The sequence below is a fragment of the Treponema sp. OMZ 305 genome (assembly GCF_024181325.1).
Lineage (GTDB): Bacteria > Spirochaetota > Spirochaetia > Treponematales > Treponemataceae > Treponema.
Window position 1 is genome coordinate 753,504 of the sequence record NZ_CP051300.1, and the last position, 17,966, is coordinate 771,469.

Annotated in this window: 16 protein-coding genes and 1 pseudogene; 10 read left to right on the forward strand and 7 right to left on the reverse strand. The window is 47.7% G+C overall.

The features are described from left to right. The first annotated feature begins 7 nt into the window (after nucleotides 1-7). Together ABK01_RS03415 and ABK01_RS03420 are read left to right on the forward strand one after the other, a co-directional pair. A complete protein-coding gene (locus tag ABK01_RS03415; RefSeq protein WP_212566522.1) occupies nucleotides 8-790 on the forward strand; it encodes an acetyl-CoA carboxylase carboxyltransferase subunit beta in 783 nt (260 codons plus the stop codon). A gap of 1 nt (nucleotide 791) precedes the next feature. Then, nucleotides 792-1,724 (forward strand): acetyl-CoA carboxylase carboxyltransferase subunit alpha, encoded by a 933-nt coding sequence (locus tag ABK01_RS03420; RefSeq protein WP_212566070.1) that lies wholly within the window; start codon nucleotides 792-794, stop codon nucleotides 1,722-1,724. Between the two features lie 190 nt (nucleotides 1,725-1,914). Here ABK01_RS03420 and ABK01_RS03425 read toward each other — a convergent pair whose 3' ends face one another. Beyond that, complete coding sequence (locus ABK01_RS03425; RefSeq protein ID WP_253676242.1) at nucleotides 1,915-2,613, reverse strand: hypothetical protein; 699 nt, start codon at nucleotides 2,611-2,613, stop codon at nucleotides 1,915-1,917. Nucleotides 2,614-3,009: 396 nt separating this feature from the next. Here ABK01_RS03425 and pyrB point away from each other — a divergent pair, with 396 nt between their 5' ends. The 7 genes from pyrB (at nucleotide 3,010) to pyrE (ending at nucleotide 9,598) form a co-directional block, all read left to right on the forward strand. Continuing rightward, nucleotides 3,010-3,930, forward strand: coding sequence for an aspartate carbamoyltransferase (gene pyrB / locus ABK01_RS03430; protein WP_212566072.1), 921 nt, complete (start codon nucleotides 3,010-3,012; stop codon nucleotides 3,928-3,930). Nucleotides 3,931-4,148: 218 nt separating this feature from the next. Further along, on the forward strand, nucleotides 4,149-4,607 hold the full coding sequence (locus ABK01_RS03435) for an aspartate carbamoyltransferase regulatory subunit (protein ID WP_230974580.1): 459 nt from the start codon (nucleotides 4,149-4,151) through the stop codon (nucleotides 4,605-4,607). 12 nt (nucleotides 4,608-4,619) lie between these two features. Next, complete coding sequence (locus tag ABK01_RS03440) at nucleotides 4,620-5,459, forward strand: dihydroorotate dehydrogenase electron transfer subunit (protein WP_253676243.1); 840 nt, start codon at nucleotides 4,620-4,622, stop codon at nucleotides 5,457-5,459. Nucleotides 5,460-5,474: 15 nt separating this feature from the next. Further along, nucleotides 5,475-6,449, forward strand: coding sequence for a dihydroorotate dehydrogenase (locus ABK01_RS03445; protein WP_253676244.1), 975 nt, complete (start codon nucleotides 5,475-5,477; stop codon nucleotides 6,447-6,449). A gap of 69 nt (nucleotides 6,450-6,518) precedes the next feature. Further along, nucleotides 6,519-7,286, forward strand: coding sequence for an orotidine-5'-phosphate decarboxylase (gene pyrF, locus ABK01_RS03450; RefSeq protein ID WP_253676245.1), 768 nt, complete (start codon nucleotides 6,519-6,521; stop codon nucleotides 7,284-7,286). A 3-nt stretch (nucleotides 7,287-7,289) separates the two neighbouring features. Beyond that, nucleotides 7,290-8,597 (forward strand): dihydroorotase, encoded by a 1,308-nt coding sequence (locus ABK01_RS03455; protein ID WP_253676246.1) that lies wholly within the window; start codon nucleotides 7,290-7,292, stop codon nucleotides 8,595-8,597. Nucleotides 8,598-8,920: 323 nt separating this feature from the next. Next, nucleotides 8,921-9,598, forward strand: coding sequence for an orotate phosphoribosyltransferase (gene pyrE, locus ABK01_RS03460; protein ID WP_253676247.1), 678 nt, complete (start codon nucleotides 8,921-8,923; stop codon nucleotides 9,596-9,598). Between the two features lie 27 nt (nucleotides 9,599-9,625). Here the strand turns inward: pyrE and mfd are convergent, their stop codons facing one another. Genes mfd through ABK01_RS03475 form a run of 3 tightly spaced genes read right to left on the reverse strand, consistent with a single transcriptional unit; the run spans nucleotide 9,626 to nucleotide 14,861 of the window. After that, nucleotides 9,626-13,171, reverse strand: a complete 3,546-nt coding sequence (gene mfd / locus ABK01_RS03465; protein WP_253676248.1) for a transcription-repair coupling factor — start codon at nucleotides 13,169-13,171, stop codon at nucleotides 9,626-9,628. Between the two features lie 9 nt (nucleotides 13,172-13,180). Further along, on the reverse strand, nucleotides 13,181-13,834 hold the full coding sequence (locus ABK01_RS03470; protein ID WP_212566079.1) for a Crp/Fnr family transcriptional regulator: 654 nt from the start codon (nucleotides 13,832-13,834) through the stop codon (nucleotides 13,181-13,183). After that, nucleotides 13,827-14,861 carry a cyclic nucleotide-binding domain-containing protein gene (locus ABK01_RS03475; protein ID WP_212566080.1) on the reverse strand — a complete coding sequence of 345 codons (1,035 nt, stop codon included), beginning with the start codon at nucleotides 14,859-14,861 and terminating at the stop codon, nucleotides 13,827-13,829. The genes ABK01_RS03470 and ABK01_RS03475 overlap by 8 nt, the downstream gene beginning before the upstream one ends. A 188-nt stretch (nucleotides 14,862-15,049) precedes the next feature. On the opposite strand from ABK01_RS03475, the gene ABK01_RS03480 reads away from it, so the two are divergent. Then, complete coding sequence (locus ABK01_RS03480) at nucleotides 15,050-15,910, forward strand: PHP domain-containing protein (RefSeq protein ID WP_253676249.1); 861 nt, start codon at nucleotides 15,050-15,052, stop codon at nucleotides 15,908-15,910. A 12-nt stretch (nucleotides 15,911-15,922) separates the two neighbouring features. On the opposite strand, the gene ABK01_RS03485 is transcribed toward ABK01_RS03480, so the two are convergent. From ABK01_RS03485 to ABK01_RS03495, 3 genes and pseudogenes are all read right to left on the reverse strand, one after another. Beyond that, complete coding sequence (locus tag ABK01_RS03485) at nucleotides 15,923-16,195, reverse strand: RNA-dependent RNA polymerase family protein (protein ID WP_212566082.1); 273 nt, start codon at nucleotides 16,193-16,195, stop codon at nucleotides 15,923-15,925. Then, nucleotides 16,185-16,487 (reverse strand): annotated as a pseudogene (locus tag ABK01_RS03490) (hypothetical protein); the annotation flags it as partial. The pseudogene ABK01_RS03490 and the gene ABK01_RS03485, both read right to left, overlap by 11 nt. A 1,232-nt stretch (nucleotides 16,488-17,719) precedes the next feature. Beyond that, nucleotides 17,720-17,947, reverse strand: coding sequence for a hypothetical protein (locus ABK01_RS03495; RefSeq protein ID WP_253676250.1), 228 nt, complete (start codon nucleotides 17,945-17,947; stop codon nucleotides 17,720-17,722). Between the last annotated feature and the right edge of the window lie 19 nt (nucleotides 17,948-17,966).

Below are 17,966 nucleotides of genomic sequence, written 5' to 3' on the forward strand. Positions count from 1 at the left end.
AGAAATGATGGAATGTCCTCATTGTAAAAAACAATATGAACGGGAAATACTTTTAAAACACCTCATGGTATGTCCCGACTGCGGCTGTCATCTGCGGATGGATGTGCCCGAGCGGATTGCCTACCTTGCTGATAAAGGCACTTTTGAAGAACTTGATCCCACCTTGCGGACGATGAATCCCATTCAGATGGAGGGCTACGAAGAAAAAATCTCCGCCGCAGAGGCAAAAACTTCGATGAGTGAGGCGGTGGTTACCGGTAAGTGCAAGATCGAAGGCAGGGATGCCCTTTTGGGTATTATGTCATTCGACTTCCTCGGCGGCTCGATGGGGTCGGTTGTTGGGGAGAAAATTTCGCGGCTTATGTTAAAAGGTGCGGCGGAACGGATACCGGTGATTATCTACGCAACGTCCGGCGGCGCGCGTATGCAGGAGGGGCTTTTTTCGCTGATGCAAATGGCAAAAACCTCCAGCGCAGCGGCGGAACTGGACGACAAGGGCGTTCCCCTCTTTTTGATGCTCTGCGACCCCACAACCGGCGGTGTAACAGCGAGCTTTGCGATGCTTGGCGATATTATCGCTGCGGAACCTCATGCGCTTATCGGGTTTGCGGGACCGCGCGTTATCGAAGGCACCATTCACCAGCAGCTGCCGGATGGCTTTCAGCGCGCCGAATTTCAGCTTAAAAAAGGCTTTGTCGACTGCATTGTACCGCGCATCGAACAAAAACACTTTTTTGCCGTGATGATTGACGCACATATCAATCCGCCGTTCGGCAAGGGAAGGAAGTAATATGGATAAAGGAAATGAACAGCTGACCGACCAAAGTGAAATTCTGTCGAGCCTGCGTGATATTGCAGACAAATACGGACTCGATATTACCAAAGAACTCAAAACGATAAATGAAAAGCTGCAAGCAAGTTCCGCAATTTCACAAGTATGGCGGAAGATTGAGCTTGCCCGAAATAACGACCGCCCGCGCGCGCTCGACTATATCGATATGGTCTTTGACAACTTTATCGAGCTGCACGGCGACCGCTGCTTCGGCGACGACCCTGCACTGATAGGCGGTATCGCATTCATCAACGGGATACCGGTAACGGTTATCGGCAACCAGAAAGGACGGAACTTGCGGGAAACCATCGACCGGAACGGCGGTATGGCAAACCCCGAAGGCTACCGCAAGGCGCTCAGGCTGATTAAACAGGCGGAAAAATTCCACCGCCCGATTATCACCTTTGTTGACACACAGGGCGCCTATCCGGGACTCGGCTCCGAGGAACGCGGTATTGCCGAAGCTATCGCGGTCAATTTACGAGAGCTAAGCCGCGTAAAAACGCCGGTTATCTGCTTTGTTATCGGAGAAGGAGGCTCAGGCGGTGCGCTCGGTATCGGCGTCGGCGATAAGGTATATATGCTGGAAAACGCGATTTTCTCGGTTATCTCGCCGGAAGGCTGCGCATCAATTTTATTGCGGGATTCAAGCAGGGCGAAGGATGCCGCCGCGATGCTGAAAATTACCAGCCGCGAGGTACTTGGACTTAAACTGATCAACGGGGTTATCGAAGAGCCGGAGGATGGCGCCCATACCGACCCGCAAAAAGCGGCGGATCAGATACGAGCACAAATTCTCCATGACTTAGCCGATCTTTGCAAGCGTGATCCCAAAGTCTTGGTGCGGTACCGCCGCAAAAAGATACACGCCATCGGTCTTTACTCGGAGTAAAAGTATCAATATAGGGCAAACGCATTAGGCATTTTTGGTGATATTCCCGCAGAATAATAAAGGCTGTTCAACCAGAGTTTCGCCGTTGCACGGCTCAAATGGTCGCCCAGCCTCTATTATTCTGCGATTTTTATCTGCTCTGCCGGATGCATTTCCCCGGCTGTTAGTGATGACAGTAATCTTACCCAGCTTATTTACGGTTCAATGTGCCATTCACTGTTAAAACGTTATCTTTTAAGGCAAACTTCAATGTCCCTTCATAATGATAGGCTGCATCGGAAGCAAAGGTGTCAGTTTTCAGCGGCACTTTATCCCAATCCAAATCGGACATTTTTGTAGGATCACCGTCGGCTTTGAGGTATTCTGGCTTGATGACATAACCGGTATCTGTCTTTTCAGTAATATCTTTTGCGATTTTAGCTCCGGTGAGGATGTTAAAATCACCATTTTTGTCGGTCGTTAACTCATAAGCCGTTGTTTTACGGGCAAACCGTATCGTCAACATACCGTCGGTGTTTGTTACTTGGAGTCCGTATCCCTCGACAAATTTCCAATCGGCAAGCGGGAACAAAAACAGACTGCGAAGCGCTGCCGGAATCGCCGCTTTTTTATCTGCAGCATTACCTGCATAGCGAACAGCATTAAATGCTTTTGTAGAGCCTTTCAAACTGGCGCCCGAAACCGCATCGAATTTGTCTTGCACCATCTCTTGTTTTCCGAGCGTCCAATTAAAATAATTGGATTCATAATCTTTTTTAGCAATGTTCATTCTAAAGTCGATGTTGACATCGGTTTCAGCCTTGGAAGCTGTCGCATCAGCAGAACCGGATGCAAACGAAAGAGCACTGATCAAAAAAAGAACCGATAATACGAAAGCGGATTTTTTCATACCTCTTCCTCCTAAAAGAAAATTTCGGATATTCCCGTATTACTGCAATTGTTTATGCTGGATAACATTGAAATATCGAAGCACAGCATAATGAATTTTTGATTAAAAGTAAAGTATACGAGCCAAAATCTACAATCCAAAATCCGCAATACTATCAAAAATATGATACTTGACATATTCTTCTTTTTTATGCTATAAACTCGCGATTTTAATTGAAAGAGGCAATAATGGCAAAGCGCTTACGGCAACATCAATATAATCCTTGTACACAACTTGGGGGTATAATTCGCAGGAGTTTACCCTTTCAATTGCCGGTAAGTGTTGTTACCGTAACTAATAAGGATACTGTTTTCTAAATGAAGACAGTATCCTTTTTTTTTTGCTTGAGGAGGTCCTATGATAAACGGGAAGAAGGATATCATTTCAATGAATGATTTCACCGCAGAAGAAATTCTGTTCATTTTGAAAAAAGCGGAAGCAATAGAAAAAATGTCCGATGAGGAAAAACTTTTGCAGATGCACGGCAAGATTGTCGCAACCATGTTTTATGAACCGAGCACGCGGACGAAACTGTCATTTGAGTCGGCTGCAATGCGGCTCGGCGCAAATATTCTCTATTTCGATACGGAACATTCATCGGTTAAAAAAGGTGAATCCTTTTCGGACACCATACGCATGGTGGAATCCTATTCGGACATCATTGTTATTCGTCATCCGATGGACGGAGCGGCGCGTCTTGCGGCTTCCGTTTCGCATAAGCCGGTGTTAAACGGCGGCGACGGTTCAAACCAACATCCAAGCCAAACGCTTCTCGATTTGTATACCATTATGAAAGAAAAAGGTACCTTGGAAAATATCCATATTGCTTTTACCGGCGATTTAAAATACGGCCGTACCGTTCATTCGTTGGTTAAAGCGCTCAAGCATTTTCATCCGGTTATCTACTTTGTTTCTCCGCCGAATCTCGCTATGCCGCAATATCTGCTTGACGATTTGGATGATGCCGGCGTTACCTATTATATAGAAGAAAACTTTACCGACTGCTTAGATAAACTCGATGTATTTTATATGACCCGCATTCAGCGCGAGCGTTTCCCCGATCCGGAAGAATACGAAAAGGTGAAAGGCGTTTATATTATCAATAGAGGCAACATCGAAGGGAAGTGCAAAGATGATATGATTATTCTGCATCCGCTGCCGCGTGTGAATGAAATCGATGTTGATTTGGATACTACGAAATATGCGCGTTATTTTGAGCAGGCGCGGAACGGTATCCCGATTAGGCAGGCAATGATGATGCTCTCGCTAGAACGATAGAGACTCAAGAAGTGTGGGATATTGAACCATCCGCACGAATAACGGAACTACAAGAAGGAGATAAGATAAAAGCCGTACAAATGGCACGGCTTTTATCTACCCAAGTTTGCTTTTTTAGCAAACTTGTATATTATATGCACGTTCTCACTTCGTTGCGAACGTGCGTAAAAAGTCAATCGAAAGTTGATACTTTCTTCTTGACTTTTTATAGGAGTTGAATGATGGAATTACAGATAACGGCATTGGAAAACGGAGTAGTGATTGACCATATACCGCCGGAACGCACTTTTGCAATCGTCAAAATGTTGAAATTAAAAGAGTATACCGATACGGTAACCGTCGGTTTTAATTTGTATAGCAAGGCGCACAATAAAAAAGGTCTGATTAAGATTGCCGATAAAACCTTGACTAAATCGGAGCTGGCAAAAATTTCGCTGTTGGCGCCTCACGCAACGGTCAATATCATTAAAGACAGTAAGGTCGTGCAAAAGATACCGCTTGCATTGCCTGACGAAATCGAAGCGTTTATACACTGCGAAAATTTTAAATGTATTTCAAATAATGAAGCGGTACCGTCGCGGTTTATAAAGGTACATTCGCATGGACAGGACTGCTACAAGTGTTTTTACTGCGAGCGTGTTATTCCGGCAGCTGACATCAAGCTTAATTTAAATTAGCGGAGAAGCGGTATGGAACACCGGTGTGGAAAAAAGCTGTTTGAAAAAACCGAAATTGTTTCCCATGAATATGCGGGAGCCGATTGTTACTGTCTTACCGTTCGATTACCGCGGATGATGGAAGTCCCCGAGCTGCCCCGTGCGGGACAGTTTTACATGATCAGTTTGCACGATAAATCCCATATTTTGCCCCGCCCCATCAGTCTTCATTCATTTGATGAGAAGCAGGGAACCTTGAGCTTTGTATATCGCCCCATAGGAGCCGGTACACAAGAATTAACGCAATACCGTGCCGGTGAAAGTCTTGCTATTCAAGGCCCCTTGGGGAACGGCTTTATGATCCCTTCCGCCGGTTCCTGTCATATTATCGCGGGAGGCGGCATAGGACTTGCACCGCTGCCGCAGCTGATACGGGCGATTCGCTGTAAGCAGCCGGAAGCGCGCATTATTTTTTTTGCAGGAGGCCGCGATCGGCACATTCAAGAACTTATCGATTTTTTTGCCCTGCCTGCGGATATTGAACTCGTCCTTTGTACCGATGACGGCAGTCTCGGTATTAATGGCTTTGTACCGGATGTGCTTTCAGCGTATATTGAAAAATGCCGCAACAGCGGAAATCTTTGTGCGGATATTGCGATGATCTATGCCTGCGGCCCCACTGCAATGCTGAATAAAATACGTGCGTTTTCGCAGTCGGCACAGTTACCCTGTCAGCTCTCCCTTGAGCGCCGGATGGCGTGCGGTGTACGCGCCTGTATGGGATGTTCCATTCAAACGGCTGCGGGAGTTAAAAAAGTATGCGCCGACGGCCCTGTTTTCGATTCGCTTTTATTCCCGCACGAATTGCCGTAAAAATGAGAGAATGATATGAGCAAACTTACACTGGATTTTTTAGGTTTACATTTAGCGAACCCGTTGATGACGGCGAGCGGCTGCTTCGGCTACGGTACCGACTATGCGGATTTCTTTGATCCGAATATACTCGGTGCAGCGGTGCTGAAAGGTTTAACGCTTGAGCCGCGGGACGGTAATGCAGGAGTGCGGATTGCAGAAACGCCGTCCGGTATGCTCAACTGCGTCGGTTTGGAAAATGTCGGCTATGATGAGTTTGTGCAGCGGGTATTGCCGGAAATCCTTCCGCAGCTGCACATTCCGCTGATTATTAATATTAACGGTAAAACTGCAGAAGAATATGCGGAACTTGCCGCCCGGCTGAACGATATCGCGGAAGTTTCGGCTATAGAGCTCAATATTTCCTGCCCGAATGTAAAGCAGGGGGGAATGGCTTTCGGTACCGATCCGGCGCAAACGGAGCGGGTGATTTCGCTGGTACGGGCGGCAAGCCGGAAACCGCTCATCGTGAAACTATCGCCGAATGTTACCGATATTACGGTGTTTGCCCGCATCGCGGAGGCTCAAGGAGCGGATGCCTTGTCGCTGATTAACACGGTTTCCGGTATGGCAATCGACATCAATACGCAAAAGCCTCTTCTTGGTAATATTTTCGGCGGACTGTCCGGTCCGGCGGTAAAACCCATCGCGGTCAGAATGGTCTATCAGGTGTCACAGGTTACGTCGCTGCCGATCGTCGGGATGGGCGGTATACGGACTGCGGAGGACGCAATCGAATTTATACTTGCAGGCGCTTCGGCAGTTGCGGTCGGCTGCGGTCTTTTTAACAATCCTTGCGCTGCGGTAGAAATACTTGATGGTCTTGAACGGTACTGTGAAAAGCATCAAACTGCTGTTACGGATTTGGTCGGCCGCAGCCATCCCGATGGAGGAGCTGCATACCGCAGCAAACTCAAACATCGCAGTACTGTTCGCAATACCGTTCAATAAGAGGAGAGTAGGGGAGTCTCGAAAGCAAACAGCTTTTGAGATGCCCTGATCCCGGAGGAGTTTTACAATATGGAAAAAACACAATGCGGAACCGTCAGCAGCGCTGTCCGCGAAAAATTGATTGTTGCGTTGGACTATGACACGCTCGACCAAGCAGCCGCCCTCGTGGAGCAGCTCGGCGATAACGTTACGGTGTATAAGGCAGGGCTCGAAATTTTCTTACGGACGAAGGGAGCCATTGTCGATTACTTGCACGGAAAAAACAAAAAAGTATTTTTGGATTTAAAGTTCCACGATATTACCAACACGGTAGTACAGGCCTGCCTTTTTGCGGCGGAGCAAAACGTGTTCATGTTCAATGTGCATTGCTCCAACAGCGAAAAAACAATGCGGGCAGTCGCCGAGATGCTCAAAGAAAAAGGCTCCCAGAGCATTTGCATCGGCGTAACGGTCTTAACCAATTTAAACGCACACGATTTACAGCAATTCTACGGAGCAGCCGTCGATGTCGAAAGAACCGTCGAAGCGATGGCAGCTGCTGTCAGCAATGCCGGTTTGCAGGGGATTGTCTGTTCCGCTCAGGAGGCTGGCGCTATTAAACAGCGTTTCGGCAAGGATTTTATTACCGTATGTCCGGGAGTCCGCCCTGCCTTTACCCAAAGCGGCTCGTATGCCCAAAACCGCAAAGAAGATCAGGCGCGGGTGATGACTGCCTACGAAGCGGTAAAAAACGGAGCCGATTATTTGGTGGTTGGCCGCCCGATTACCCAACATCCCGATCCCGTTCAGGCGGTGCACGCGGTTTTGGAGGAAATTAGAAAGGCAACGGAGGACTAAACGGTGCTCATACTCAAAAACGGGAAAACCGTCCGCAACGAAATCATCGACCTTGTAATCAACGGCGATATAATAGAAGATATCATCATCAAACAGGGGGTGTCCGCTCAGCACTGCATAAAAGAGGCGGATGCCGTACAGGATTCACAGGAAATTGACTTGGAAGGTCGCGTCGGGGTTGTTGACTTGGAAGGCCGCCTCGTTATGCCGGGCATTATCGACCTGCACACCCACATGAGAGATCCGGGGCTTACCCATAAAGAAGATTTTTATACCGGTTCGCGTGCTTGTGCAAAAGGAGGCATAACGACTTTTTTTGATATGCCGAATACGCAGCCGCCGACGGTAACGGCTCAGGCGCTTGCGGAAAAAATTGCACAGGCGGCGCGGGTTTCAGCCGTTAATTTCGGCTTCCACTTCGGCGCTTCAAAAAACAATAATATTGATGAAATCCGGCGCGTTATCGGCAGCGGTCAGGCGCGCAGCACGAAGGTGTTTATGAATGTGAGCACCGGTCTTATGCTGATTGAAGATACCGCTCTGCTGACTGAAATTTTTAAGGCCGGCGGCTTGGTCTTTGTGCATGCCGAAGCGGAGATGATCGGCAAGGCGATTGAGCTGAATGCCCGCTATGGGAACGGTCTGTATATTTGTCATATTTCTTCCGAAGAAGAGATGCGGACGGTCATCAAGGCGAAGCAAAATCCTGAATTACATAACCGGCAGCATCCCATTTATGCGGAAGTAACGCCTCATCATCTTTTTTTACACACCGGTATGCGCGAAGCGAGCGCCGAAGCTGATATGCTGTTGCGGATGAAGCCCGAACTGAAAGCAAAATCCGATACTGCATTTTTGATGCAGGCCATTCGGGACGGCTACGTCGATACCATCGGCACCGATCACGCGCCTCATACGCTGGATGAAAAACTGGCACAGCTGACTTTCGGCATCCCCGGCGCCGAAACCTCGCTGGCGCTGATGCTCACTGCGGCGGCGGAAGGAAATATCACGCTGCCGCTGCTTCAAAAGCTGATGAGTGAAAATCCTGCTGCAATCCTCGGGTTAACGCGCAAGGGCGTACTTGCAAAAGGCGCCGATGCCGATATTACCGTTGCCGACACCGCGGTACACTGGCAGCTTGGCCGAAAGGACATAGTATCGAAATGCGGGTGGTCTCCTTTTGAGGGCTGGAACTTTATCGGTAAAAATTATATGACTATTGTAAACGGCAACATAGTCTACCGCGACGGCCGTTTCGCCGCCAACTTACAGGAACGCCCCGCCGGACGTTTCGTATTTCAGATATAGGGCAACCGCATCACAATTTGTTTTAAGTGGTTGGCTTCCTTCTGTACGAAATTTTAATAAAATTTCGTACAGTTTTTTCAAGAGAAGGGTAAACGCATCAGACAGAATAGATCAGAATCGCAGAATAAGTGAGGTAGGGAAACCATTTGAACCATCTTCAACTGTTGTACATCCGTGTACAACAGTTGAAGGCGAGTTTTGTGTGTGCACAAAACATCGCTGCTGTATGGAACCACTGCCATCCTTGGCAGTTCTGGTTGAACGACCTCACTTATTCTGCGGGGACGTTGAAAACAGTCTGATGCATTTACCCGATTAGGAGTATGATGATGAATACTGTGTGTAATTCGATTTGTCGTGATAAAAAAGAAATAGAAATTGCGGTTGCCCGCACGCTCTTTGAGGTAAAAGCTGTCAAGATTAACGTTGCGGAGCCTTTCACCTTTGCTTCGGGGATACGCAGCCCTATCTATTGCGATAACCGCTCTCTTTTAGGTTGGCCTCAGCAGCGCACCCTCATTACGGAGGCTTTTACACAATTGATTCCTGCCGATACCGATGTGATTGCGGGTGTTGCTACGGCGGGGGTTCCGTGGGCTGCTTTCATTGCAAACGCCTTGAATAAACCGCTTGCCTACGTGCGTTCCGCGCCGAAAGATCACGGAACGGGCAGTACAATAGAAGGGGCGGCCGTTGCGGGTAAGAAGATAGCGCTTATCGAAGATTTAATCTCGACGGGGAAGAGCAGCATCGGCGCCGTTAAGTCCTTGCGTGCAGCCGGAGCCGCGGAGGTGAGTTTAAAAGCAATTTTTTCTTATCAATTTGCGCAGGCTGACACCAATTTTAAAAACGAAGACTGCCCCTTTGAATCACTCTCCCGCTTTTCGGTTTTGATTGAGCTGTTACAAGAAGAAAACTATTTAAGCCCCGAAGAAGCCGCTATCGCGCTTGAATGGAACAAAGAACCCGAAACTTGGTTTGACCGTGTGCGGCGCGGGTAAGGGGAATCAACCCTTTCTTTCGGTGGTTTATGTCAGCTGATTGAGTTTTTCGCTGATAAATTCGCTCTTTTCTTTTAAGCCGATAGAGCCGGTTTCGAGCATGATGACATTCGGCTGCTTTGCATCGAGTTTAACCCGCCCCGCCGACTCTTTTATCATGCGGAGCAATTTATCGATAGAAATCTTTGAGACTTTAGCAAAGGTGATGCGCACGGTTCCGTTCCGCTCTTTAAGCGAGGCGATTGCGAGTTTTGCACAGATAATTTTAATTTCGGCAAGGGAAAGCAGACTTTCCGCTTCTTCCGGAACGGGGCCGAACCGGTCGGACAGCTCCGCGTAGAGCCTGTCGAGCTCCTCCGCGGTACGGACGGCGGCGATTTTTTTGTATATTTCCATCTTTGTTTCCGGCACGCGGATATAGCTGTCGGGGATAAAGCCCGTGTATTCCAGCTCTATGACCGGCTCCGTTTCAGGCTCGTAACCGGCGTTTTGCAGCCGTTCCACCGCCTCTTCCAGCAGACGAAGGTAAAGGTCAAAGCCGACGGAATAAATATCGCCTGACTGCTCTTTTCCCAACAGATTCCCTGCGCCGCGGATTTCCATATCCTTCATCGCAATTTTAAAGCCGGAACCGAGCTCCGTAAAATCGGAGATAACCTGCAGCCGCTTCATCGCCACCTCCGAAAGCGCCTTGTTTTCGGGGTAGAGGAGATACGCATAGGCCTTTCTGTCGGAACGTCCGACGCGGCCGCGCAGTTGGTACAGCTGCGAAACGCCGTACATATCGGCACGGTCGATGATGATGGTATTCGCATTGGGGATGTCGATACCGTTTTCGATAATGGTAGTAGCGATGAGGACATGAAAGCCGCCCATGTTGAAGCGGCGGAAAATATCTTCAAGTTCGGTTGCGCTCATCTGCCCGTGCGCAATATCGATAAGCACTTCGGGGATGAGCTGTTGAATCTTATACCGCGTTTCTTCGAGGCTTTCTACGCGGTTATGCAGATAGAACACCTGCCCGCCGCGGTCAACTTCAAAACGGATCGCCTGCGCAATTTTTTCAGGGTCAAACGGAGAAATAACGGTTTCCACCGGACGGCGGTTTTGCGGCGGCGTGGTTAAAAGGCTCATGTCGCGGATTTTTAAGAGGCTGATATGCAGGGTACGCGGGATGGGGGTCGCACTCAAAGAGAGGCAGTCGATATTCGTCTTCATCTGCTTGAGCCGCTCCTTGTCTTTAACCCCGAAGCGCTGTTCCTCGTCAACAATCATCAGCCCCAAATCTTTAAACTGCACGTCTTTCTGAATCACGCGGTGTGTACCGATAACAATATCAAGTTCGCCGTTTTTCAGCTGGGTCAGCACTTTTTTCTGTTCAGCCTTGGAAACAAAGCGGGACAGCCGTGCGAGTTTGACCGGAAATTTTTGAAAGCGTTCTTGAAAGGTATCAAAATGCTGCTCCGCGAGGATGGTGGTCGGGGCTAAAAAGGCTGCCTGCTTCCCGCTCATCACCGCCTTAAAAGCTGCCCGCATCGCAATTTCCGTCTTACCGTATCCGACGTCGCCGCAGATGAGCCGATCCATCGGTATCGGTTTTTCCATGTCGGTCTTTACATCGGCAATACAAGTCAGCTGATCTTCCGTTTCCTCATACGGGAAGGCGGCTTCAAAAGCGGTTTGCCATTCGTTGTCTTTCGCAAAGGCAAAACCGGCGGCAGCTTTACGGCGGGAATACAGGTCGATGAGCTTATCGGCGATATCTTCAACCGACTTTTTAACCTTGTTTTTCCGGTTTTCCCACGCCTTAGACCCGATGATATCCAGCCGCGGCGCTTCGCCTTCATTGCCGATATACCGCTGCACGAGGTTCGCCTGCTCGATCGGGATAAACACCGTTTCGTCCTGCGCATACAGCAGGTTGATATAGTCGCGTTCGTGCCCCAGCGTTTTAACGCGCTCAATTCCCTTAAACTGCCCGATACCGTAGTTGACGTGGACAACATAGTCGCCGGGGTTGAGTTCCACAAAGGTATCGATAACCGAGCTTTTAACCTGCTTAACCGATTTCGGGATGCGCCGCCGCCTGCCGAAAATTTCGTTTTCCTGAATAACGAGTATTTTCAGCTCGGGGATGCCGAAGCCGGAAGAAAGCGTGAGCGGCAGCACGGTGGCTTTAATATCCTTGAGCAATTCACCGATACGGAGCGCCTGCGCATCGCTTTCCGCAAACACAAAAATACGCCAGCCTTCCTGCTGCAAATGGGTGAGTTCTTCTTTTAAGTACACGATATTGCCGAAAAAGCTGCGCGGCGGGTCGCAGTTAAACACAATCGACGCTCCGGTTTCGTCTGTTTCTTTCAGCGTCCGGAGGAAAAGACTCTGCGGATAGCTCTCGGTCAGTTCCGCAAAGGGCAGCAAAAGGCGCTGCGGCATGGGATATTCGGTAATCAAAAGATTATGCTTGATGTCGTCGTCGATTGCGCGGGTGATTTTGTTATATAAGCCGTGATACTCCCGCTCCAGCGCCTCCACCGCGTTCCGCTGCCGGTCGTAGTCCATGTACAGAAGAACCGCAGGTTTCGCAGCGCCGCCATGCAAATACTCAAGATAATCAAGGACGCTTGCAGGTTTTTCAAAACAGAGCGGATAAAAAAGCTCTTCACCGCCAAAGGCGCGGTGTTCTTTTAAGTGCGCAATAAGCTTGTCCGTACCTTCGGCGGTAAATTCGGGCATCTGCGGTAAATTCCGTTCGAGCGCGGCGATCCGCTCATCATCCCAGATAACCTCTTTCATCGGATAGAGCGTAAGACTGTCAAATTCTTCAACCGAGGCTTGCGTGTGCATATCGAAGGACTTTATCTTTTCAATAGTAGTAAAATCAAATTGGATACGGTAGGCGGTGTGCTGCGACCCTTTGTTAGCGGCGGCGCAGATATCGAGTACCTCGCCACGGAGCGCAAACTCGCCCCGGACGCTTACCCGCGGCACCCGTGTATAGCCCCATTGCACCAGCAGCGAAGCTATTTTCTCCGTATCGATTTCCTTACCTTTATAGAGAGTACAGGTGAGTGTTTTAAGGTAGTCGGGCGGCGGAACCGGCGTTAAAAATGCCCGCTGGGTCATCACCGTTACCGTGCTTGCCGCCGAATTTGACGCCGCTGAGCCGGAGACCGCCGCACCGGATACCGCTTTTGTCGTCATACCGGACGATACCGCGCCGGATACCGACGAACCGGCGCAGAGTTCGGCCAAAACTTGAGCACGCTCCGCAAATACCGGCGCCGAGTTTTGTACCGGCCGGTATGCCATATTGCCCCACCACGGCAAAACCTGCGCTTGTAATCCCGCTATATCGAGATCGGCGCGCAAAGCTTCTATCTCTTTTTCCGTCGGTACAACGATACAAAGATTAGTGCCGAAACGGCGGACATATTCGGCTAAGAAAAAAGCGAATATACCGCCTGAAAGCCCGTGTATATGATACGGAAAACGCTCTTCCCTCAAAGAGGAAAAAGCGTCCTGCATGGTCTTCCATGAGCGGATACTGCCTTGTAATGTCTGTTCTTTCATCACCGATAATTAGCCGAAAAAGTTATCTTTTGAGCGTCGGGTCGTTACAAAACGGGCAAGGTCAACGATATTTTTTACGATAATACGGTCGCCGTATACTTCCAATCGTCCCTGATCGGCAAACTTACGCAGTGCATCGCCTGTTGCTTCTGCAGAAAGTCCCGCCCATCGGGCAACTTCTTCCGGCGTAATGATAAAGGTACGCATCTGGGTTGAGCGGTCAAGATCGGGCTGCGTTTCGTCAAGCATCAAGAATACGTCACCGACACGAGCGATATTGTCCTGTATCGTCAAAATCATGAATCGGCGTTTCTGAACGTAAATACGCTTGACAAAAGTCTTTAACAGGCGCATTGCGATGGCCGGATTTCCGGTTAACAGAATTTCAAAGTTTTCCTTATTAAACTCGAGGGCAACGACATCGTCATACGCAATCGCGGAAGCGGAACGGGGAGAATTATCCAAAACAGCCATTTCACCGAAGATTTCACCCTGCTGTAAAATATCAAGATTTTTTTCTGCCCCATTGATAATCTTAATCAGTTGAACACGCCCCGATTGAATTAAATAGAAGGAAGCGCCGGGTTCAAATTCGGAAAAGATAACGGAACCTTTGGGAAACTTTTTAGCAAAACGAGCAAACGAGGCAAATAAATCAGGCATGAATAGCTCCTTCGCATGCGGTTTGCAGCTCTTTAATCTTGGGTACCAACAGAGGCCCTGCCATCGTCAAAGCTTTATCATAGAACGGCAATGCCTTATCGGGGCGCTCCATACCTTGATAGCAGAGACCGAGGAACATCAGAATTTCTGCAAGTTTTAAAGATTTGGGGAATTGAGTAATAAAGCTCGTACCAAGCTGAATACACCGCACATATTCTGCCTGTTTATATAAGCAACGGGCAGCTCCTAAATAAGCTGCCTCCAGTTTCGTACCATGTTTCATTTCAATAATGGTATGATATTGCTTGTATGCATCAGCCCACTTTTCTTGTTTTGCAAGATCTTCGGCAAGTTGAAAACTCAAATCTACTGAAGCATCATCGGGCTGAGCCTGTTGAACGGGGCCGCTCGCAGGAATGGAAGCTGATGATGTAGGTTGCCCGGAAGAAATACTGCTCATGTTGGTCTGCTGCCGGGCTTCTCCAAAGCTGCGACCTGCCATCTGTGTCGAGTTTGCAATAATCGGACTAATCGCTGCCAAGTGCTTGCCTGCCGGATAGAGCGCCCGATAGCGTGCTGCTACTTGGGCTGCCGCTTGATAATGCTGCGATTTATAAAAGGCTGTTGCAACTGTAAATAAACCGTCTTCGTTATTCGTTTGCTGTTTACTATCCATTAACGATTCAAGTTGATGATGAATATTTCTCAGTTGTCTGGAAAAAACCTTCAACATTTGAAGGATAATACGAGTATTTGTTTGAGCAAAGCTCTCAAATTCGGCAACCGAGAAGGTATATACGAGCGAATCGGTTAAAACCATTGCACTTTCTTCCCGCGGATAATTCCCGAGTGCGGATTTCACCCCAAAAAATTCACCGGTTTTAATATATTCCGTTACCTGCGCGCCGGTTTCAATATCGAGCGAATTGAGTGCAATATGTCCGCTATGCAGCAAAAATACTCGAGCATCAAAATCGCCTGAAAAATAAATTACTGAATTTGCGCTGTATTGAACAGCCTTTGGCATTTTGTCCTCCGTAGCACACGCAGTTCTCAACTGTAATCATATATGGGAAGCTCTAAAAACTTCAGTTTTTAAAGGGGATCGCATATATTTATTCAAATAATTAACGGTAAGAACTACCTTTGATGATTATACCACACCTCGCTAAAAAAACCTAGTGCATTATACATCTTTTTGTTATAATGATTGTTATGATAGATTTACATACGCACTCCACTGCTTCCGACGGCACTTTTTCACCAACGGAATTGGCAGCGGAAGCACATAAGGCGGGGCTTTCGCTGTTTGCCCTTACCGACCACGACACCGTAGCGGGGGTTGCGGAAGCCCAGCAGGCAGGGGAAGCGCTCGGTATCCGTGTTTTACCGGGAATAGAGATCAGTGTTGAATGGCAACCCGGGGAATTACATTTGCTTGGGCTGGGAATCGATATTAAAAATAAAACACTTTGCGGCCTTATGCAGTATGCGCAGGAAAAACGTCTCCAACGGAACCGCAAAATCATCAAAAAGTTCTCTGAGGCAGGAATCGTAATTGATGAAGAAAAATTGCATAACATAGCCGGAGGAACGGTAATCGGGCGACCTCATTTTGCAAAGTACCTTGTACAAGAAAAGAAAGCAAAATCCATTCAAGACGCCTTTCTGAGATATTTAGCCAAAGGACGGCCGTTTTATATTGAAAAAGAGTGTTTACCGCTTACGGAAGCGATAGAAGCGATTAAAGCTGCACACGGGGTTCCCGTTTTGGCTCACCCGATGTCGCTCTATCTTTCGTGGGGAAAACTACCCGAAACGATTGCTCAATTTAAAGGTCAAGGCTTAGTAGGTCTTGAAGCATGGCATTCTGGAGCGCGCTACGGCGAATGTGTCCGCCTGCAAGCGCTTGCCGAAAATCTCGGGCTGATTGTTACCGCCGGCAGCGACTTTCACGGGGCAAATCGTAAGGATGTGTATTTAGGCAGAACTGCGGCAAATCTCCCGATTGAAGACCGGTTTTTTACCGACAACCTACTCCCCGCGCTTGCAGCGGTAAATGCCGAGTACCGGTAATGCCTTTCATAGTCAACCTGTTCGATACCTTCGTTGTCGAACAGGTCGATGAGTCCAAAGTTGTACAGACAGCACGATTTTGAACATCGCCTTTATTTCCTGCATCGTATTGGTGAACAGTAGTACGTCATCCATATACCGGACATAACCTTTTACCTTCATCTTTTCTTTTGTATAGTGATCAAAAAACCCGAGGTATCTTAAAAAATCGGCAATTTCCAAGCGGAATATGATATTCGGAATACGGTGTTCTATAAAATAGAGAGCTTCGCTTTTAGGCGCCATCCACACCAGCTCTGCTTAATCCGGTAACCTGCATTATCTTTTGTACAGAATCAACAAGCTGTTTTAATAGCTTTGCTGTTTCGAGCTTTGCTTGGCGGGAACCTTGTGATATCCCTTGCTCTCTGCCTTCGGCGAAAGTTATTCTTCCTGCTTCTCCTCTTTGTACGACAATATCAGTATCGTAATCATATTCAGCTATTAACATATTGATGATCTCCCGTGATTTTCTTTGTAGGTATTCCCGCAATATATCATTTTTGATGCATTCTTTAATCGCATTCTCGAACCCGCTTGTTCATAATTGGAGATTGGTATAACAAACAATTTAAATTGCCTCGTTTTATCCTCATTAACTCCGGTTAAAAACTCGGATTAATTTTTAACACTTCCGTTCCTTAAAATGCAGTAACTGAACAAAGTATAAGCTTTGGAAGTTGCTGCATTGATGCGCGGAACGCGCATACGATGATAAGTGGCATCGTCAATTTACACCATCCGTGGTGTAAATTAACTCGCGAGTTTTACAAAAATAAAATTTTGGTAAAAGATCGTTTCTGCTTCATACGCCCGCCATCCTAGGCGGTTCTGCGCAAACTCGCCGTCCATTACTGCCAAGGATGGCAGTGGTTCCATGCAGTAGCGATGTTTTAGCGGGTGAAAAATAAACCTTGATTTTTTATTTGGGGTTCCCCTCACTCCGTTCGGGTCGCTACGTCCGCTGTTCCGCTACCGCTCCATTCCTTCACTTCGTTCCGGAACGCCTGCGGCGCAGCTCCCATCGCTAACCCTACGCAGTTCACCGTAGTGCCCCTGCTCGTTTTGAACACTCATCATTCGTGCGGAAGGGAAATACATTAAACCTGTTCGGAAACTCGCCTTTCTGTTGGAATATATCGGACGCCTCTGCAAAATTGAGCGGTCAAAACTGGTAAATCAACAACCTCGATGCAGAGCATCGGGGCACAGTGCTCAATGTTTCGCACTGTGTGTTCTATAAGGTGGTTGCAGTCGGTTTTAATACCCTTTGTTACGACGCAAAGCGTCAGGGTATTAAACCCTCCGCACGAATCAACTTGGGAAAAACAATATAAAAAGACTTTATAAAGATGCAGACACGCTTCATTGCGAACCGATTGAAAAAATTGCCGATGAAGTTATATCCATTTATAATATAACATCCGGAGACTTTGATAATGTTTTACGGTGCCGTTATGCAGTTCCGGATTATTGGACAATCGGCGCAGTATACGAGCGTCTTATTGAAGATATTTGTGCAGAAAACAACTCTCTTGATCTTATTGTTGACACATTGGTCTCTGTTTATTCTTCATGGATTGACAGGGCAATTTCAAATTATAATACGGATTTTTTCTATCAATCCCGTGAGTATATTTTTGAATCGTGGAAAGAGGGAGCGCCGGTGGAATAAAAGACCAAACTCCCTCGCTGACGCCTTTATAGTGGCTAAAATTCGCTTTTCCATCTCTTTTTAAAAGAAATCGAAAAAGTCTTAGTCTACCAGAATCATATCAAACTTGCCTCGCGTAATTCGGTTACTGCATCTTGATCCAGATGGATTTTTCCTGCTAACGCAAAGAATGCTTGCTTATCTTTCGGTTTTGTTTGCTTAGTATAATTTTCCGTAACCCTACAAGTTTGCTCTGCTTCAAGCAATTTGATAAATGCCGACACGGATGCTAAAAGCGGCTCCGGCAGCATTTTTACTTGTTCAATAACTGTTTCGTAAGACATTGGGAGATGCACCTTCTCT

Excerpts from the sequence above, each read along its gene's own strand:
- pyrF (WP_253676245.1), top strand. The coding sequence starts at position 6,519 with ATGGAAAAAACACAATGCGGAACCGTCAGCAGCGCTGTCCGCGAAAAA.
- pyrB (WP_212566072.1), top strand. The coding sequence starts at position 3,010 with ATGATAAACGGGAAGAAGGATATCATTTCAATGAATGATTTCACCGCA.
- ABK01_RS03435 (WP_230974580.1), top strand. The coding sequence starts at position 4,149 with ATGATGGAATTACAGATAACGGCATTGGAAAACGGAGTAGTGATTGAC.
- ABK01_RS03495 (WP_253676250.1), bottom strand. The coding sequence starts at position 17,947 with ATGTCTTACGAAACAGTTATTGAACAAGTAAAAATGCTGCCGGAGCCG.
- ABK01_RS03415 (WP_212566522.1), top strand. The coding sequence starts at position 8 with ATGGAATGTCCTCATTGTAAAAAACAATATGAACGGGAAATACTTTTA.
- ABK01_RS03425 (WP_253676242.1), bottom strand. The coding sequence starts at position 2,613 with ATGAAAAAATCCGCTTTCGTATTATCGGTTCTTTTTTTGATCAGTGCT.
- ABK01_RS03480 (WP_253676249.1), top strand. The coding sequence starts at position 15,050 with ATGATAGATTTACATACGCACTCCACTGCTTCCGACGGCACTTTTTCA.
- pyrE (WP_253676247.1), top strand. The coding sequence starts at position 8,921 with ATGATGATGAATACTGTGTGTAATTCGATTTGTCGTGATAAAAAAGAA.
- mfd (WP_253676248.1), bottom strand. The coding sequence starts at position 13,171 with ATGAAAGAACAGACATTACAAGGCAGTATCCGCTCATGGAAGACCATG.
- ABK01_RS03470 (WP_212566079.1), bottom strand. The coding sequence starts at position 13,834 with ATGCCTGATTTATTTGCCTCGTTTGCTCGTTTTGCTAAAAAGTTTCCC.
- ABK01_RS03445 (WP_253676244.1), top strand. The coding sequence starts at position 5,475 with ATGAGCAAACTTACACTGGATTTTTTAGGTTTACATTTAGCGAACCCG.
- ABK01_RS03420 (WP_212566070.1), top strand. The coding sequence starts at position 792 with ATGGATAAAGGAAATGAACAGCTGACCGACCAAAGTGAAATTCTGTCG.
- ABK01_RS03475 (WP_212566080.1), bottom strand. The coding sequence starts at position 14,861 with ATGCCAAAGGCTGTTCAATACAGCGCAAATTCAGTAATTTATTTTTCA.
- ABK01_RS03485 (WP_212566082.1), bottom strand. The coding sequence starts at position 16,195 with ATGGCGCCTAAAAGCGAAGCTCTCTATTTTATAGAACACCGTATTCCG.
- ABK01_RS03440 (WP_253676243.1), top strand. The coding sequence starts at position 4,620 with ATGGAACACCGGTGTGGAAAAAAGCTGTTTGAAAAAACCGAAATTGTT.